At 40.1% G+C, this 17,878-nt stretch carries 16 protein-coding genes; 13 read left to right on the forward strand and 3 right to left on the reverse strand.

What is annotated here, in order from left to right; translation table 11 throughout:
• The first annotated feature begins 2 nt into the window (after positions 1-2).
• The 12 genes from DXD25_RS04695 to DXD25_RS04745 all read left to right on the forward strand — a co-directional run bounded on the left by DXD25_RS04695 (position 3) and on the right by DXD25_RS04745 (position 13,188).
• Entirely contained in the window at positions 3-1,439 is a 1,437-nt protein-coding gene (locus DXD25_RS04695) for a PP2C family serine/threonine-protein phosphatase (protein ID WP_117662000.1), read from the forward strand.
• An 11-nt stretch (positions 1,440-1,450) separates the two neighbouring features.
• On the forward strand, positions 1,451-2,926 hold the full coding sequence (locus DXD25_RS04700; protein ID WP_117662001.1) for a helix-hairpin-helix domain-containing protein: 1,476 nt from the start codon (positions 1,451-1,453) through the stop codon (positions 2,924-2,926).
• A 158-nt stretch (positions 2,927-3,084) separates the two neighbouring features.
• Positions 3,085-4,116 (forward strand): PrsW family glutamic-type intramembrane protease, encoded by a 1,032-nt coding sequence (locus tag DXD25_RS04705; protein WP_117662002.1) that lies wholly within the window; start codon positions 3,085-3,087, stop codon positions 4,114-4,116.
• Positions 4,117-4,260: 144 nt separating this feature from the next.
• Positions 4,261-4,887 carry a hypothetical protein gene (locus tag DXD25_RS04710; RefSeq protein ID WP_117662003.1) on the forward strand — a complete coding sequence of 209 codons (627 nt, stop codon included), beginning with the start codon at positions 4,261-4,263 and terminating at the stop codon, positions 4,885-4,887.
• A gap of 30 nt (positions 4,888-4,917) precedes the next feature.
• A complete protein-coding gene (locus DXD25_RS04715; RefSeq protein ID WP_117662004.1) occupies positions 4,918-5,886 on the forward strand; it encodes a DUF4407 domain-containing protein in 969 nt (322 codons plus the stop codon).
• Positions 5,887-6,150: 264 nt separating this feature from the next.
• Positions 6,151-6,429 carry a hypothetical protein gene (locus tag DXD25_RS16925; RefSeq protein WP_182384325.1) on the forward strand — a complete coding sequence of 93 codons (279 nt, stop codon included), beginning with the start codon at positions 6,151-6,153 and terminating at the stop codon, positions 6,427-6,429.
• A 53-nt stretch (positions 6,430-6,482) separates the two neighbouring features.
• The gene (locus DXD25_RS04725) at positions 6,483-7,274 is read left to right on the forward strand and encodes a hypothetical protein (protein ID WP_117662005.1); all 792 of its coding nucleotides are present in this window, start codon (positions 6,483-6,485) and stop codon (positions 7,272-7,274) included.
• Positions 7,275-7,286: 12 nt separating this feature from the next.
• The gene (locus tag DXD25_RS04730; protein ID WP_117662006.1) at positions 7,287-7,994 is read left to right on the forward strand and encodes a hypothetical protein; all 708 of its coding nucleotides are present in this window, start codon (positions 7,287-7,289) and stop codon (positions 7,992-7,994) included.
• 110 nt (positions 7,995-8,104) lie between these two features.
• Complete coding sequence (locus DXD25_RS04735) at positions 8,105-10,954, forward strand: cation-translocating P-type ATPase (protein ID WP_117662007.1); 2,850 nt, start codon at positions 8,105-8,107, stop codon at positions 10,952-10,954.
• An 80-nt stretch (positions 10,955-11,034) separates the two neighbouring features.
• On the forward strand, positions 11,035-11,199 hold the full coding sequence (locus tag DXD25_RS16930) for a hypothetical protein (RefSeq protein ID WP_167639501.1): 165 nt from the start codon (positions 11,035-11,037) through the stop codon (positions 11,197-11,199).
• A gap of 2 nt (positions 11,200-11,201) precedes the next feature.
• Positions 11,202-12,110, forward strand: a complete 909-nt coding sequence (locus DXD25_RS04740) for an ADP-ribosylglycohydrolase family protein (RefSeq protein ID WP_233522188.1) — start codon at positions 11,202-11,204, stop codon at positions 12,108-12,110.
• A 97-nt stretch (positions 12,111-12,207) separates the two neighbouring features.
• Positions 12,208-13,188, forward strand: coding sequence for an ADP-ribosylglycohydrolase family protein (locus tag DXD25_RS04745; RefSeq protein ID WP_187360432.1), 981 nt, complete (start codon positions 12,208-12,210; stop codon positions 13,186-13,188).
• A gap of 226 nt (positions 13,189-13,414) precedes the next feature.
• On the opposite strand, the gene DXD25_RS04750 is transcribed toward DXD25_RS04745, so the two are convergent.
• The 3 genes from DXD25_RS04750 to DXD25_RS04760 all read right to left on the reverse strand — a co-directional run bounded on the left by DXD25_RS04750 (position 13,415) and on the right by DXD25_RS04760 (position 16,220).
• Entirely contained in the window at positions 13,415-14,587 is a 1,173-nt protein-coding gene (locus DXD25_RS04750; RefSeq protein WP_117662008.1) for an ATP-binding protein, read from the reverse strand.
• A gap of 134 nt (positions 14,588-14,721) precedes the next feature.
• Positions 14,722-15,216: a 3'-5' exonuclease gene (locus tag DXD25_RS04755; RefSeq protein WP_117662009.1), complete on the reverse strand. Its 495-nt coding sequence runs from the start codon at positions 15,214-15,216 to the stop codon at positions 14,722-14,724.
• Positions 15,213-16,220 (reverse strand): hypothetical protein, encoded by a 1,008-nt coding sequence (locus tag DXD25_RS04760; RefSeq protein ID WP_147327849.1) that lies wholly within the window; start codon positions 16,218-16,220, stop codon positions 15,213-15,215. Before DXD25_RS04760 ends, DXD25_RS04755 begins: the two co-directional genes overlap by 4 nt.
• A gap of 254 nt (positions 16,221-16,474) precedes the next feature.
• Between DXD25_RS04760 and DXD25_RS04765 the strand changes: the two genes are divergently transcribed.
• Positions 16,475-17,782: a carcinine hydrolase/isopenicillin-N N-acyltransferase family protein gene (locus tag DXD25_RS04765; RefSeq protein WP_117662011.1), complete on the forward strand. Its 1,308-nt coding sequence runs from the start codon at positions 16,475-16,477 to the stop codon at positions 17,780-17,782.
• Positions 17,783-17,878 lie beyond the last annotated feature (96 nt).

A 17,878-nucleotide genomic window follows, 5' to 3' on the forward strand; every position in this document is an offset into this window, starting at 1 on the left:
CTATGAATGTAGAAAAGATAATAGATATAGTTTGTCAAGGGAAGAACGACGAGAAGGTGGAAGACTTCTTGAAGTTCCTTTCAGACAAATTGTGGAATCTATATAAAGAACATCTGATGGACAATATTTTAGTTGCAGAAAATAAAGTAAAGTCTTTAGCATTTTCGATACCGAATGCTAAAGAAGGAAAGGAATATTCACAGACTGTGAACGTTCCTGATGAAAATATGGTGCTTGTTGAAGTAAGCGGCATATCAGAAGAAATGCATGGTTTAACGATAACTGTGGCGGAGGATGGACATAGTTTTACTATTAGTGGTTTACCAACTTTAGAACCATTACGTAATGGTGGTACAGCAACGGCAGAATCAACATTTGAACTGACGCTATGCTATAAATATAAAGGTATATTTTTGCCAGAAGATAGACCCGTCTTAGAACGTAAGATTCCTTTTGTCATCAATCAAGACCCACGTAAATTGTGGAAGAATTTACCTGTGGATTGGGAAAATATGCCTGAACCACGTTATCAGAATGAAGATGTACAATGTGAATATGTGAAGGTTGAGGCTCTGGATGACGGTGCTCCTCAAAAGGATATTGTAGCTGCCAGCAAGCGTGGCCGTTCGCATGCCCAAGAAGCAAAACCTCGTGATGACCATTTCAAAATGGCTCATCTTGAAAATGGATGGTATATTATGGCTGTTGCTGATGGAGCTGGTTCTGCTACCTTCTCTCGTGAAGGTTCTCGAATAGCTTGTGAAACGGCAGTCGATTATTGCAAGGAGCAATTGTTGGATAGTAAGAAATTTGAAGAAGAGATAGATACATATGACCAGTTTAAGGAAGACAGCGAAAGCGAGGCTCGTAAAATGGTTGGGGATTATATCTACAAGATTGTTGGTACGGCTGCCTTTCGTGCTCAAAAAGCAATTTATGCTGAGGCTGCTGCACATAATCAACCAACAAAGATTTATGCTACGACTTTATTGTTGACGATTTGCAAGAAGTTTAGTTATGGCTGGTTTGTTGCTTCTTTTTGGGTTGGCGATGGTGCAATATGTCTCTATGACAAAGAGATGCATACCGTAAAATTACTTGGTGTACCTGATGAGGGAGAGTTTGCTGGTCAAACTCGATTTTTGACAATGCCAGAGATATTCAAGGATGCGACAGCTTTATACCAGCGTCTTCGCTTTTATATAGTTCCAGACTTTACTGCATTGTTCTTGATGACAGATGGCGTGAGTGACCCAAAGTTTGAAACAGACGCAAACTTGAATAATCCTGATAAATGGGATGCACTTTGGAATGATTTAAAGGAAAATGGGGTGGATTTGTCTGATGATAATGAAGCTGCCAAAGAACAACTTCTTAAATGGTTAGACTTCTGGTCACCAGGTAACCATGATGATAGAACTATTGCAATATTGTATTAGAAAAGTATATTATGGCAAACAAAGTAATATTAAAGGCATCTGATGGCACAACCGTTGAGTTTTATGATGAAATCAAAGCTCAAGGTGGTGTCAAGGATGTTTATTTTTCAATAGACAAGACATACGTTGTCGCTTTTTATCGAAAGACTCTTTCACCAAGTGATAAAAATCGTTTGGAAAATATTGTAGGCCCTTACCATAAACGAATATTTGAGACTGTAGAGGGTAAATATTGGAAAGACTATTTAATTATGCCAGATCGACTTGTTGAATGGAATGGAAAGATCGGTGTGGTCTTACCCTTTTATCCAAGTAAGTATTTCTTTAAAGGTGGGCCCTTTGATGGTAAGGAAAAAGAAGGTAAATGGTTTGCATCTGCAAAATTGAGAAATCGTTTTGTCCCAGCAGACCAAAAGGGTACTTGGCTTTCTGATTTACACATGTGTTTAAAACTAGCTCGTGCTGTCAGAAGGTTGCATGCTGCCGGTCTTGCTCATTCTGATTTATCGTATAAAAATGTGCTTGTAGATCCTATTTCTGGTAATTCTTGTATTATTGATGCTGATGAATTGGTTGTTCCTGGAAAATATGATGCAGGAGTTTTAGGTACACCTGATTTTATAGCACCTGAGGTTATGGAAACCAAAGGCTTGAAGATTGGCGATCCTAATAAAAAACTTCCGAGTATCGCAACAGACCGTCATGCTTTAGCTGTGCTCATATATATGTATTTGCTAAATCGTCATCCTCTGCGAGGTGGCAAAGTATGGGATATAGATCCTGCAAAAGATGAAGAGTTGTCGATGGGAGAAAAGGCTTTATTTATAGAGCATCCGACAGATAAGACAAATCGTGTAAAATCTCAAGATCTAGATAAGAGTCAGTTGCCACAAGGTGACCCTACAAAACTACCATATACAATTTGTGGTCCGTATTTGAAAAAGTTATTTGATAGAGCTTTTATAGATGGACTTCATAATCCTTCTGCTCGTCCAAGTGCTGCCGAATGGGAAGATGCTTTGGTTAAAACTTGTGATCTGGTTCAACCTTGTCAAAATCCGAAATGTGAGGCGCATTGGTATGTCTTTGACAATACTACCAAGCCAAGATGTCCTTTCTGTGGAACAGAATATAAAGGTCAATTGCCTATTCTCAATTTCTATTATGCACCTTCTCACGGAAAGTATATGTCTGAGAATTACAGATTGATGGTGTATGATAAGCAGACTTTGTATAAGTGGCATTCTAATCGTCTTGTTTCTGCAAATGAGAAAACGACAGATGAGGATAAAAAACCTGTAGGTGATTTCCATTTCTTTAATAATCAATGGATTCTCATCAATCGCCGTTTGCCAGATATGTATGATGCGACGGATAAAAAGCCTATTGGTATTGGGGAATATGTGCCTTTGACAGATGGTAGGCAGATATTGCTTGATAAGAGTCAGGGAGGTAGATTAATAGTAGTACAACTTGTAAATAATTAATATTATGTTTTTGGGCGGTATCTTTTGGGGGCTTATTGGTGGAGATGAAGATTGGACAACTAAAGTGTTTTTGGCACTCATAATTATTTGTGGAATCTTGTTGTTTGGTTTGATAAAATTGGGTTGGAATAAGTTAATGGATAAACTCTTTGGATAAGATGGTTATTTATGTAATCCGCAACAATCATCGCTTTGGACCATACGATGAGCAAACTTTGCTCTTGTATGTGAACAATGGACAGGTGCTAAAACAAGACAAGGCTATTGCTGATAGTGATAGCTTTGAACGGACAGTTGGCTTTTATTTGAAACGAGCTAACTTGAAGAGTCATGTCCAAAACAAAGGAAATGTATTAGCACAGTTGTCTGCGATAGGTTCGGAGTTAATATTCCCGAAAGCCAAGTTGTTTTCCAAGCAATTCCTTTCAGATCAGCGATTCTTAATCTTGGCTTTAGTGGGATTGTTGCCAATGATTATCATGACCATACCATTAGGAGGATTTTTCATTTTTTATGAGGTCTCATTGTACTTCTCAATAATTTGGGTTTTGTTCTTCTATGCTTGTTTCAAAACTCATCAGGTCAAGTTGAAGACAACTTTGAATGTATTCTTTTTGACTCAACTTTGTGTGTTTGTTGCATGGGATTTGTTAGGATTACCTAAAGTCAATCCTTTCTATGCTTTTACAGGTGTGCATTTTCCTTTTAATCTTCTTGGGTACGTCTTTGGAGTTGGACTTACGGAAGAATTCGGAAAGATGATACCGCTCCTTATTATATTAAGGAAGGCAAAGGAACCGTTAATACCTCAAACGATGGTGTTTTATGGCTTGATGGCAGGAATCTCTTTTGGAGTTTTTGAAGGAGTTCAATATCAGATGACGGTAAATGCTGAGCAGACGTATGATGTTTCGTTCTTCCTGAACATTGCAAGATTGACAAGCTTGCCGTTCCTTCATGCTTGTTGGTGCGGTATTGCAGGTTATTTCTTGTCGTTTGCTCATCTCTATCCAAAGTATAGACGAGGATTATATGTTCTTGCAATCAGTATTCCTGCTATAGTTCATGGGTTATATGATTCCTTTGCTGATTTAGGGGCTATTTCGCTTGTTATGGTGTTCTTGGGTTTGATGCTTTTGATGATGTATTTGAAACAAAGCGTTGATTATCAGTCGAAATTAAGGCAATAAAGAATGACTTATAACCTTGCATGCAAATGTTAGTGTAAAAGAGTGTATAGTGAGTGTAACGTTAGGGGTTCTCGGTCTTGTTGAAAGAAAAGCAATACCTTTGCACCAGAAAATAAAAATAATAACAATTAAAAAATCAAGATTATGGGTATCTTTAATATCTTTAACAAGAAAAGTGATAACGAGAGCGCAGCTACAGTTTCACTTCCAGTAGTAGAACCTTCTGAAGCAAAGGAGGTGGTTGAGAGTGTTGCACCAGTAAAGGAAGAGGCTTCAAGAGAGAATAAGCCTTTGACTGTTTCTTATGCAACAGGTTGGCCTATAGATGTTATCTATGGTTATCTTCATAAGAATTATGAGGATAAGGGCTTTGCTGATGCTATGGTCAAGAGTGACTTGGCTTTCCGTGATTTAAATATGAGTCTCATTCGTAATAAGATACTCATGGTGTTTAGAGAAATCAACCTCAACTATGATGTAATGAAGCAAGACTTGCAGGTTCGTATTGACAATTGTAATGCTGCTGGTTTGTTGACCACCGTTGCTGAAATCGAAAAGACCATGTCGCTGATAAATGCTCACAAAGAAGAGTTGAGTCAACTTGAGTTAGATTTTCGTAATAATGCAAATGAGGCTTCTATTCCATTACAATCCTATGATTGTGGATTCTTGAGAGGTATTGCAACAATTGCGATGAGTGGTGCTAAAGGTACGCCGATTTCACATATGCAGAATGTGAACAATATAGCATCTAAGCAAGCTATTGCATAGTTATAGTTGAACTTTAAAAACGAATGTCTTATGAACTGGTGGATTAAATTTGGTTGCAAATTGACAGGTTGGAGTTCAAGTGTTTTGGCTCAGTGCTCTGAGGCAAGTAAAACACAGTTAAGCAAATATACCTCTGCTTTGCTCATCTTGATGATTGTATGGAGTATTACAGGCTTTTGCTTCGCTCAAAGGTATATTGGACTTCCTGTTTGGGGATGCATTTTAGTTTCATTGGTATTCATTACCATCGTGATTATGATCGAACGCCAAATTCTCTTGGCCTTGCACCCAACAAAAAAGTTAGTTGCTTTCAGGTTTGTAATAGCTATTATTATGGCAATTGTTGGCTCTACAATCTTTGACCAGACAATGTTTGGAAAAGATATAGACAAGCAGATGGCTACCACGATAGAACACCAAACACAGACTCTTACGCAGAAGAGAGTAAGTAACATCGATAGTAAGTTGCTGGCATTCCAAGAGGAAAAGGATTCCTTGGATAAAGTCAATTCGGAATTGCAAGCAGACATTAATGCTCATCCTTGGATTGTTCAAAAATCAGTGACCAACAGTCAAGATAGACTTGTTGTCAATGGAAAAATTAAGGTGGTAAACAATCCATCTGTGACAACCAATCAGGTCGCAAATCCAAAACAATCAGTAGTTTCTACTAATAATGAAAAGATAAAGCAAATTGTTTTGCAAGAGATGGATTTAAACAAGAAAAGACTGACTGTGGAGGAAGATACGAGAAAGGAATGCCAGGCTAATGTCGGATTTCTGGAGGAATTGGAGGCAATGGTGTCTATAGTGACGACTCGTAAGGTCGCAGGAGCGTTTTATCTCATTTTCTTTATGTTGTTGATGAGTTTGGAGCTTTTCGTTGTCACAAGTAAAATGGGAGACCAAGAATGTGATTATGAAATGGCAATAAAAGGAGCTGAAAAAGTAAAAATGGCTCAGTTTAATATGGCTTTTAATAGAGTGCAAGCAAAATAATATTCAAATTAATATATTTGAAATGTAATCTTGCAATCAATATATTCATTGATGATGATAATAAGGTGTAACGTTTTAGAAAATGAGCAAAATATCAAAAATGTAGATACCTTTGCATCAGAAAAATAAAGTAACAACAAATTAAAAGTAATAATTATGAAAAAGTTTATAGTAGCATTGGTTGCAATGATTGCAACATCAACTGTATCTTTTGGTCAGTCTTATAACTACAATAGTCGTAGAAATGTAACGTATTCTTACGGTGTGAACACTAATACGACAACAGTTAGTGGCTATACTCGTAGTAATGGAACTTATGTAAATGGTTATACTCGTACTCAACGCAATAGTACCAATCACGATAACTACTCTACATATGGTAATCACAATCCATATACAGGTACAATAGGAAGTCGTGCTAGAGACTATTCTACACAGTCTTATAACTATGGCTCTGGATATACTGTTCAGACTGGTAGCCGTGGAGGACAGTATTATGTGAATAGCCGTGGCAATAAGGTTTATGTGCCCAAGAGATATTAAAAAGTTTCGGTAGTGTTGAGTAAAATATAGTTCTCGGACAAAGTAATATAGATATGGCTATAAATTTAGATAAGAAAGAAAAGAAGAATAGTTGCCTAATACCATTTTTGGTTGTTTTGGTAATTATTGCCGCTTTAGTTGCAGGTATTGGCTTGTTATGGGGAGTAACTGGTTATATATGGTTCTTGAGAATTTTAGGAGTCATATTTGCTTTTGTCGCTTTCTGTGGATTAAGTTCCGCAAGTGGAGTTGGGTGTTTGATAACTATAATATGTGGTATATTTGCTGCATTATGCTTTTGGGGAGGCAATACAATAGAAAAAAACTATGCAGAGTCTATGCCGTCTGTGAGTACTTCATTTTCCGATGGCTCTGATGTTAGTTCGCAAACTCCAACGTATGAGAACGAAGTTTCTTCACAAATAGAGGAAGATAGTCCTTACATAGATAATCGTTTGCAAACTGGAGATAGTCCTTATAAAAATATAAGATTATCTGGTAATGAATCGACTATTAAGGTTAAGACACCAGCAGGTGATGAGAACGATGTTGTAGTTATCATTAAGCATAATGGTAAAATTGTAAGAAATGCTTACATACAGGGAGGTGACTCTTATCAATTCTCTGTACCAAACGGAACTTATCAAGTGTTCTTCTATGGAGGAAAAGGATGGAATCCAGACAAGAAAATGGCTGGTGGCTATACAGGAGGTTTTATTACTAAAGAGTCCTTCTCGAAAGATAATGCCGTTACTTTGGATTATCAAGGTCTTAACTATGAGCTAATACCACAGCGTAATGGTAACTTTAATACAGAACTGAGTAGTGAAACGGAAATGTTTTAGTGTGATATAAATATGGATTATGAATCATGTCGTGATTTTCTAAAAAGATTGGGCTATGTAATATTAATATGCATTGCCTTTCTTTTTAAATTAGATAATTTTGCATTTATGATAGCATTTATTTTAATAGTAATAGCGTTGTTCTGCTTTTCCTATTATAAGGCAAAGCAGCAAAAGGCAGATCAAGAAATGGATCGTATTATGAATGCGCCAAGTGGAACTGTGAGCGCAGAAGTTTTACCTTTAAACAATAATAATATGGAAGAAAATCAAAATTTAAGTACACGAGACCTTTGTGCCGAAGTCTTGCGTAAGTTAAACTGTGATGTTCAGTTTGATGATGAAAATGAGTATAATATGCATTTCTCATATCAAGGAGAAAATTTTAGCGTGGAAACTTGGGAAGATGGTCTCATGATAACAATTTGGGATACATGGTGGGGAACTGTTGACCTGGATGACCTCGATGAGGTGAGCCGTGTACGTAAAGCTATAAATACTATCAATGTTAGACAAAACTTGACATTGATGTATTCTATAGACGAGAAGAGTCAAAAGTTTGCAGTTCATACAAAACGGCAATGCTTGCTTATTCCTCAAATTCCTCAGATAGAAAACTATATGGTTGCAATGCTTACTGGCTTTTTTGATGTTCAACGTAGCTTTAAAGAGGAGTATGATAGACTGAGATTAGAAGAAAAGGCAAAAGCTAAAGTTTGATTTAAGTGTTCCTTGGCGATTAGAGGAAATTGGGAAAGAGAGAAATAGACAATACGAAAAAGTGTAGCGTATTGTACATAAACAAAAAATCAATTAAATACAATTATATTATGGAACAAAAACATCATTACACAGGCTTGACCGATGCCCAAGTGCTCGAAAGCCGTAGTAAACATGGTGCCAATATCTTGACACCACCTGAGAAAGAACCTCTATGGAAACAATTCCTAGAGAAGTTTGGCGACCCTCTGATTATCATTTTGCTGATAGCCGGAGTGTTGTCTATCGGCATTTCTTGCTATGAGTTTTGGGGATTGCATGAAGGTGCAGAGACTTTCTTTGAACCTGTTGGTATATTTGTGGCTATTTTGCTTGCCACTGGTATCGCCTTTATCTTTGAGTTAAAGGCTGATAAGCAGTTCTCGGTTCTCAACCAAGTTAATGACGACGAAATGGTAGAGGTAATCCGAAATGGAAACACAACTTCTATCAAGAAGAAAGATGTCGTTGTTGGTGATATTGTCGTGTTAAATACAGGTGAGGAGATTCCTGCTGATGGTGAACTTTTAGAGGCGATTACCTTGAATGTTGATGAGTCTTCTTTGACAGGTGAGCCTATTTGCCATAAAACAATTCATGAACAGGAGTTTGATAAGGATGCAACATTCCCTTCTAACCATGTGATGCGTGGTACAAAGGTGATGGAAGGTCATGGTATTTTCAAAGTTTTGGCAGTTGGCGACAAAACGGAAAATGGTAAAGTCTTTGAGGCTGCCCAGATAGATGATAGTGTTCGTACTCCATTAAATGAGCAGTTGGATGGTTTAGCAGACTTGATAACCAAGTTGAGTTATATTTTCGCTGCGCTTATTATCGTTCTCAAACTGATGGTGTTCTTCGGTTGGAGTCCTATTGTTTTGACATTGGCGGTTCCTACAGGCATCTTCTTCTGGATGGTTATAAAAAAGTTTGATGACTGGAGTTGGAAAGCTGTTGTTCCATCAATCATTGGCTATTTTGTGATATTGATGGGTATGGTAGTTTATTTCCATGATACTTTGATGCCGGGTGAGCAAATAGCTAAGTTGATTACATATACGTTGGATACCTTGATGATTGCAGTAACACTTGTGGTTGTAGCGGTACCAGAAGGTTTGCCAATGGCTGTTACTCTGAGTTTGGCTTATAGTATGACTCGAATGATGAAGACCAACAACTTGGTTCGTAAAATGCATGCTTGTGAGACAATGGGTGCTACGACAGTTATCTGTACCGATAAGACTGGTACTTTAACACAGAATCAGATGCAAGTTCATGATACCAATTTCTATGGTCTTTCTGCTCAGACGTTGGGTAATAATAAGGGTAGTCTGTTGATAGAGGAAGGTATCGCGGTCAATTCAACTGCTTCTTTGGATCATTCAGATGCTGAGGCTGTAAAAGTATTGGGTAATCCTACAGAGGGCGCTTTGCTTCTTTGGCTCAAGAAGGCTGGCGTTGATTATCTGAATCTGCGTGAGTCTTCAGAGGTTTTGGAGGAGTTGCCTTTCTCTACGGAGCGTAAGTATATGGCAACAATTGTTAAGTCTTCATTGTTTGAAGGCAAGACAATTCTCTATGTCAAGGGTGCGCCTGAAATTGTAAGTGGCTTGTGCAAGAACATCGAGAACAATGTTTCTAAAACCGATATTGAGAATCAGTTGGTTGAATATCAGAACCAAGCTATGCGTACCCTCGGCTTCGCTTATCAAATGTTTGATGGTAAGGCCGACGTATTCAAGGATGGTAAGGTTGTGGCTGATAATTTAACCTTTATGGGTGTTGTGGCTATCAGCGACCCTGTTCGACTGGATGTTCCTGCAGCCGTTGCAGAATGTATGAATGCCGGTATCAATGTGAAGATTGTTACTGGTGATACTCCTGGTACAGCTAAGGAAATCGGTCGCCAAATTGGTCTGTGGACAGCAAAGGATGGTGATAAGAATATTATTACTGGTCCAGAGTTTGCTGCTCTTTCTGATGGAGAGTTGGATAAGAGAGTCTTGGATTTGAAGATAATCTCTCGTGCTCGTCCTATGGATAAAAAACGATTAGTTGAGGCTTTGCAAAGAAAGAACCAAGTCGTTGCTGTTACTGGTGACGGAACCAACGATGCCCCTGCTTTGAAGGCTGCTCATGTTGGCTTGTCTATGGGTGATGGTACTTCTGTAGCAAAGGAGGCATCTGATATTACCATTATCGATAACTCATTTAGTAGTATTGGCAAGGCGGTGATGTGGGGACGTTCGCTCTATCAGAATATCCAACGTTTCTTGCTCTTCCAGTTGACTGTGAATGTGGCTGCTTGCTTTATCGTTCTTTTTGGCGCATTTATGGGCGAGGAAAGTCCGCTTACCGTAACTCAGATGCTTTGGGTGAACTTGATTATGGATACTTTTGCTGCAATGGCATTGGCATCTTTGCCTCCATCAGAGAGCGTGATGAAAGATAAGCCAAGAGATAGAAATGCCTTTATCCTGAATAAGGCGATGTATCAGAACATCTTGGGCGTAGGTGGATTCTTCTTTGTGTTGCTGCTTGTTTTACTTTATGTCTTTGAGCATTCTAAAATTACGCAGTTAACAGACTTACTCAACGTTCAGTTAGGTGCATCTGATGGTCTTACTCCTTACGAGTTGACCTTATTCTTCACCATCTTCGTGATGACTCACTTCTTCTATCTCTTTTGTGCAAGAGCATTTGAGACAGGTAAGAGTGCGCTTCATTTCAAGGGATGCAAGGGCTTGTTGATTATTGCAATTATCATCCTGGTTGGCCAGATTGCTATGGTTGAGATTCCTGGTTTGCAGAATTTCTTCAATGTAACTGGTTTGAAGTTTGAGGATTGGGTAATCATCATCGTTGGTTCTTCACTTGTGCTTTGGATTCGTGAAATTTGGAGTTTGCTAAAGAAAATCTAAAATAAAATAGAAGGAGTTGCGTTATTCTTTAAGATAGAAGGCGCAACTCTTTTTTATCAATTTCTAAAATTTATAAAGATATGTCTAAGTTTAAAATACCAGGGGTGTCATTCTCCTTAAATCGGGCTTTAGGTATCACGCAAGCAAAACAGAAGTTTGCTCGTGAGACAGGTATTCCAACCTCAAAGGCAGGATTGGAAAGAAAAATTGGTAAGATGGTTCTGAAAGCATTGTTTGGAAAATAATCATGGTGTTACTAAAGAGTTTATCGGATTCATGCAGTGCATTTTTACGTAAAATGGGGAAACTCAAGACAAAGGGGAGGGCAGAATTGCCCTTTCCTACAACTGGTATCATTGGAGCTATCGCTGGCGATTGCTTCGGGGCTGCGTATGAATTTCATCCAGTAAAGCATGGGGACTTCGATATATACAAAGAGCCTCGTTTTACGGATGATACGGTTATGACCTTGGCTGTTGCAAAATGGCTGACGATTGATCCTGAACATACTTATGAGAAGCTCGTGGAGTGTATGAAAGAATTGGGACGGAAGTATATGTTTGTTGGCTATGGGAAGAAGTTCTTGCGGTGGATTATTAGTAGGAAAACGGAACCTTACAACAGCTATGGCAACGGTTCTGCCATGCGAGTAAGTCCATGTGGCTTTTATGCCAAGACATTGGATGAGGCTTTACAGCTTGCTAAGATTTCTGCAGAGGTGACTCATAACCATCCTGAAGGGATAAAGGGGGCGCAGGCTATAGCTGCTTGTATCTTCCTGGCTCGTCAAGGAAAAGACAAGAAGCAAATATGCGATTACGTTGAGGCTCATTTTGAAGGGTACAATCTTCACCGTACTCTTGCAGAAATACGTCCCGATTATGGATTTAAGGTTAGTTGTCAGTCGAGTGTTCCTGAATCTATCATCTCATATCTAGAAGCTGATAGTTATACTTCGGCTATCCGTAATGCCATCTCTCTTGGCGGTGATGCAGATACTATGGCGTGTATGGCTGGAGGAATAGCTGTTGCTACAAGAGGGATGGAAATGCCAAAAGAACTGGCTTATTGTGTATATAATAATGTGCTTGATGATAATCTTCGTCAGATTCTTAATGAGTTTAATTTGTATCTGAAGGAGCATGAAAGGGAATAAGTGTTGTCGTTAAAAAAGTGGAGCTGTGTAATCGGCACAGCACTATTGCTAGATATGGATGATTTTACGATTGGTTGGTTGTATGAATAGAAAAAATATGGAAAATGAAACTATGAAAGAAAGATTCCTCGGCACAATCTTTGGACAAGCTGTAGGAGATGCTTTGGGGCTGAGCACTGAGTTTATGTCCAAGCAAGAGGTGGATCGTTTCTATCCTAATGGGATTGAGGACTATTCTCAAATCGTGCAGGATGATCATCGTCGTCGTTGGCAAAGAGGCGACTGGACTGATGATACCGACATGATGCTGTGTATCTTAGATTCCTTTGTGGCTTGTCAAAAGGTAGATATTCTTGATATTGCCAGAAGGTTTAAAGAATGGATGATGAACGGAGGCATGGGAATTGGTCGGCATACTTATAATGTAATGGCTCTTGGCGACTATACTTCGAATCCACAGAAGGCTGCAGAGATTATCTGGAAAATGGGAAAGAAAAAAGCTGCAGCTAATGGGGCTGTTATGAGAACTTCTGTGGTAGGGCTTCTGAAGGAAAATGTGACTAGTAATGCTGAGAATATCTGTAAGCTAACTCATTTTGATCCACGCTGTGTGGGCTCTTGCGTTATCGTTTCTTCTATCATACATGCTCTTGTCTTTGAAGACAGGATATTGGATTATGAAGAGGTGATTGGCATTGCCAAACAATATGATGAACGAATTGTTCCATTTGTTGACTTGGCATATCATGAAGGTCTGGATTCTTTGTGTCTGGATGATGAAAAGAGTATGGGATATACGCTAAGAACTTTAGGGGCAGCCCTATGGGCTTATTGGCATGCAACCTCGTACAAAGAGGGTATCCTGAAGATTGTTTTATCAGGCGGAGATGCGGATACCAATGCAGCAGTAGCAGGAGCTATCCTGGGTGCTAAATTTGGAATAGACCAAATTCCTGAAGAATGGAAAAGTGGCCTTCTCTATGCTTCTATGCTCCATAACAAGGTGCAGGATCTCTACTTTTATAATCATCGTCATTCCCGAAAAGTGTCATTAATGACAAAAAACGGGAATGTTTAATAGATTTAAACTTTTGGCTTGTTCTTTAGAAATCCATATGTATGTTTTTGTTTCAAAAAGCGCAGAATCCTGCTGGCATCACTGCCAGCAGGATTCTACGCTTTCCCTATTAATTTCTTAAATATGTCGTCTGCAAAATGAACTCAATTGATCTCTACAGAACTCTCTTGTGATTTCTTGTTCAGCATTTGTCTGCTGTTTAGTTTCTGTAGCCTCCTGCTGTTGACTAATAATTCATTCCGAATGTCCAGAGAGGAATGATATTGCCGAAACCGGTTTCAATATCATCTTTTACGATATATCCCTCTTCTGCCTCGGTTATCTGCTTCTGACCTTTCTTCTTGCCACCTATCTCAAAGGTCTTGCCGTCTATCAGAAAATCAGAGATGGGAGAATTGTAAACGGTATGGTTCACTCTCATCTGATTAAAGAAAAAGGTCTCACGTTGATTTCCTATATCGGGAGTTTCAGATGTGAGGGCGAAAGAGAGGTTTGTATTGTCGAGATATACTTTTTCAACCTTTCCCAGACCTCTTACTCCCTTTGGTGAATCGTGGAGTTGGGCGATGAGACCTGCCTTTTCCATAAGTTCAAAGTAGTCGGGAAGCAAGCCGCGGTCTGCCTTGATGATTGTTGCGATGGTGCTCATGTTAGGCTTGAATGGCACACTGTCTGCTATCACCTGCATCAGTTCCTTCAATTTCCTCGATATGGTTACTGTGTAGTTGGCATATTGGGGAATGTCGGTTTCCAATGTTATGCTTACTACCTGGTTTAAGCGCATCTTATAGCCCTCGTCTTCATAAAAAGGATAGTACCCCTGGCGCAGATATTCGTTGAAGAGGGATAGGGGATGGTCTATCTCTATCGGCAACTCTACCTCATGATTAACGATTTGCTCCAATGTGTAGGCTGGTAGGTCGATTCCTAGTTTCATGCCAATATATTCTCTAAACGACAGACCTTGCATTTTATAGACGAGGACACGACGGCTTAAGTCGGCGGTTCCCTGATAGATGTCAAGCACTGATGATCCTGTAAACACTACTTGCAGGTCGGGCAGATTATCGTATATCATCTTCAGCTCCGTTGCCCATCCTTTATATTTATGTATTTCGTCGATAAAGAAATGCTTGCCGCCAAGTTGATTGAACTTCATTGCAGTTTCAAAGAGTGTATGATTGGCGAAATAGATGGATTCGGCACTCACATATAGGGTGTCCTTCAACTTGAGATTCTGCTTGATGTACTGCAAGAGGAGTGTGGTCTTACCCACGCCACGAGGTCCCACAAGGGCTGTCATCCGATTCTTCCATGGAATCTGATGATACATATATCTTACGTATCGGGTGTCTGTACGTTTGATGAGATTGTCGGATAATTGCTTCAATAATTCCATATTTCTTCTGTTATTAATTCATTTATTTGAATGCTTTTTAGCATTTTTGGTGCAAATATACGAAATTTGTGGTAAATTTCCTACAAATATACGAGAAATTTGTGGTAAAAACACCACAAATTTCTCTATTTGGCTTATAGAAGCTCTCTTGCTATCCAGGCACAGGCTTCGGCATCTGCCAGGGCATTGTGGTGCATGGTAAGATCGTAACCGCAATAGGCGGCTACGGTCTGGAGCTGATGGTTGGGGAGGAGAGTGCCCAGCTTTCTTCGGGAAGCACGGCAGGTGCAATGGAATTCGTAGCCGGGATATTCCATCTGATACATCTGGAATACGGCCTTCAGGCATCCTTCGTCGAAGGGGGCGTTGTGGGCTACCAGGGGCAGCCCCTCTATCTTGGGCGCTATCTCTGCCCAGACTTTCGGGAAGACATCCGCATTCATCGTGTCTTCAAGAGTTAACCCGTGAACCCGGGTGTTCCAATAAGAGTAATACTCCGGTTCGGGCTTGATGAGGCTGTAGTAACTGTCTGCTATTTCACCATCCCTCACTATCACAATGCCCACCGAGCAGACGCTTGTACGCTGCTGGTTGGCCGTTTCGAAATCTATTGCTGCAAAATCTTTCATTCCCTTATCCTCTTTTCCAATACCTTCTGCAGATTATCAGAAGGATTCATCCCCAGCTTCTTTCGGATATTGCCACGCTGGGTGGTGATATTGGATTCTGTCTTATTGAGCAGGATACCGATTTCACTCAACTTCTTATTCTGCAGGATGAGATAACAGATTTCCCTTTCAGATGAACTCAATTCCGGAAAAACACGCTCCAGATTCTGCTTGCTCAATTCCCGGGTCTGAATATACTGCAATACATTATCTATCACATTCTTCTGCGATGCCTCACCCAGCAAATCCAGCAAATGCTCGGTCTGCTTCACATCATGCCGCTCCTTGGCCAATGCCACGTATGCCTTAATCTGCTTCTTGTTGATTCTCAACACCTGGAGCAGTTCCTTCTCTTCTCGCTGCAATATTTTATTGGCATTTACCAGATACTCGCCATTTCGGGCAATGCCCAGACTCAGCACACTGATAAACAGCAGTATCAACAGCATCATAAAGAAATAATTACGCAGCGATTCATTGCCCGTAACTATCACACAGACTAGATAAACTCCCAAGGCTATGCCTACCAGCCAGCGGGTAAGACGAGCCTGATAAGCTGCCAGCGAGAAAAACATGTTGCCGGCAAGAATGAGCATGTTGATGAGAATTACCATCGTATTATCTTTCAATGTAGGCACGAAGGCACTATACAGAATATCCATGCCTATGAAAACCTGGGTTGCTACTGCAAGGAAGGTTATCCCTTTCACCACCCCTATCTTACCCAAGAGATAGGCAGCGAACGAGGACACCACAACTACCAGAAAGACGATGTTAGATGCTGTAAAAAATGGATCGAAGGCTCCCGACAACCCCAGGATATTAGACAGGATGCCTAGATAAAGCATCACGGCAAAACATACCAGAAGCCACTGGCGCTGGCGATCGAGGTAATTGGATTCCCTCTTCAGCAAGGAGAATTCCAACCTGCGTAACTTGGTTCTTATTGAGTTCTTTGCTTTCATACTCCGTAGGGATATATTCATTATTGATAGATGAATTGCTTAGCATAACCTTGCATTGCTTTGCTTGGCATTGCTTTATTATTGTGCAAAGATAATAAAAATCTGTGATTTTGACGGTTTTTGAGGTTATTTTTTCCCGTTTTCCTAAAAAATCAGTATTTTTCAGGTTATTTTTTCCCATATCGAACCTTATTTTCCATTACTTTTGCATCGAAAAATAAAATGAATCATTCATCTTTTAAATATCACTAATTATGAAAAGAAACAATACTTTCAACAGCAAGCGCATTCAGTGGCTAATGTTTGCATGCTTAACTTTCTGCTTTACCTTCTTCATGGTTATGGTGTCTTCGTGCAGCGATGATGACCCTGAAGAAGTATACAACCAGGCTCACTATCAGGACGTACCGGCCAGTCTGCTGACCGATGCCAAGAAACTGGAGATGGTAAGGTCTATCCAGGACTTGAAAGACGGAAGATTCTTCTATCTTGACTATACGGAGGATTATAAACTCCCTACCATATCAGGATTCAATCTCACCGACAACACCCATCTGATTGGTGCCGTATTGAAAACCCTCTGCGACAAGACGCCATCCTGGCTCAAGGCAAGGGTTAAGCTGGATGCAGGCTGCAGTGCCTTTGCCGTGACGACACCCGATACGGGCGATTATCTGATGGGGCGCAACTTTGATTACTCCCATGATAACGAACCGATAGCAGCTGCCCTGGTTCGCACGGCACCCGAAGGCGGACTGAAATCCATCAGTATGGTGGATGCCTACTGGATAGGTTACCGACAGGATCTCTGGCATTACATTCTATATAACAAGGCTGAGTTTGAGAAGAATAAGACGCAAGACCTATCCTATATCATGGCATTCCCATATCTCCTGATGGACGGTATGAACGAGGCTGGCTTTGCCGTTTCCGTGCTCCATCTCGACGGCAAACCGACCCAGCAGGCTAGTACGGGAAAGAAATTGACTACAACCGTTGCCTTGCGCATGATGTTGGATCATGCCAGAACTGTGGATGAAGCTCTCAAGATTCTGGACGGATATGACCTCTGGATACCGGATAACGACGGCAACTATCATTTTTACATGGCAGATGCCACGGGCCGTTATGCCATCGTAGAATTCGTGTATGACAAGGAGCATCAGAGCAAGATTTACATAGACGATGAATATACGGGTGAGGATGGCAAGACTTATTTTAAATATCCTGACATTTTACCAAACACCCGCGAGGTGATAGAAAAGCGCTATGCCAGCAACTTCTATGTATCTGAAACCATGGCATGTTCTGATAAAGGTCCGAAGCTCTCGAACCACGGCAAGACCCGCTATGATATGATGGAATTCGTCATCAAGCAGAACAACAATCAGTTGTCTGAGGAAGGAGCCATGAATCTGCTCAATGGCGTGAGTCAGGCAGAAACTCCGGGCAATCCTACGAGCCATACCCAGTGGTCGGTGGTGTATAATCTTTCTCAGCGCAAGGCTACGGTCTGTGTGAATCGAGACTATAAGAATAAATTTACGTTCAACTTAAAATAGGCAGAAAATCTTGATAAGGCTGCCAGTGAATTCTTTAATCATTTAATTCTTTAAAATCAATACTCTGTTAATTCTTATGTAATCGATTGAAAATGA

The organism is Prevotella sp. TF12-30 (assembly GCF_003436715.1).
GTDB lineage: Bacteria > Bacteroidota > Bacteroidia > Bacteroidales > Bacteroidaceae > Prevotella > Prevotella copri_A.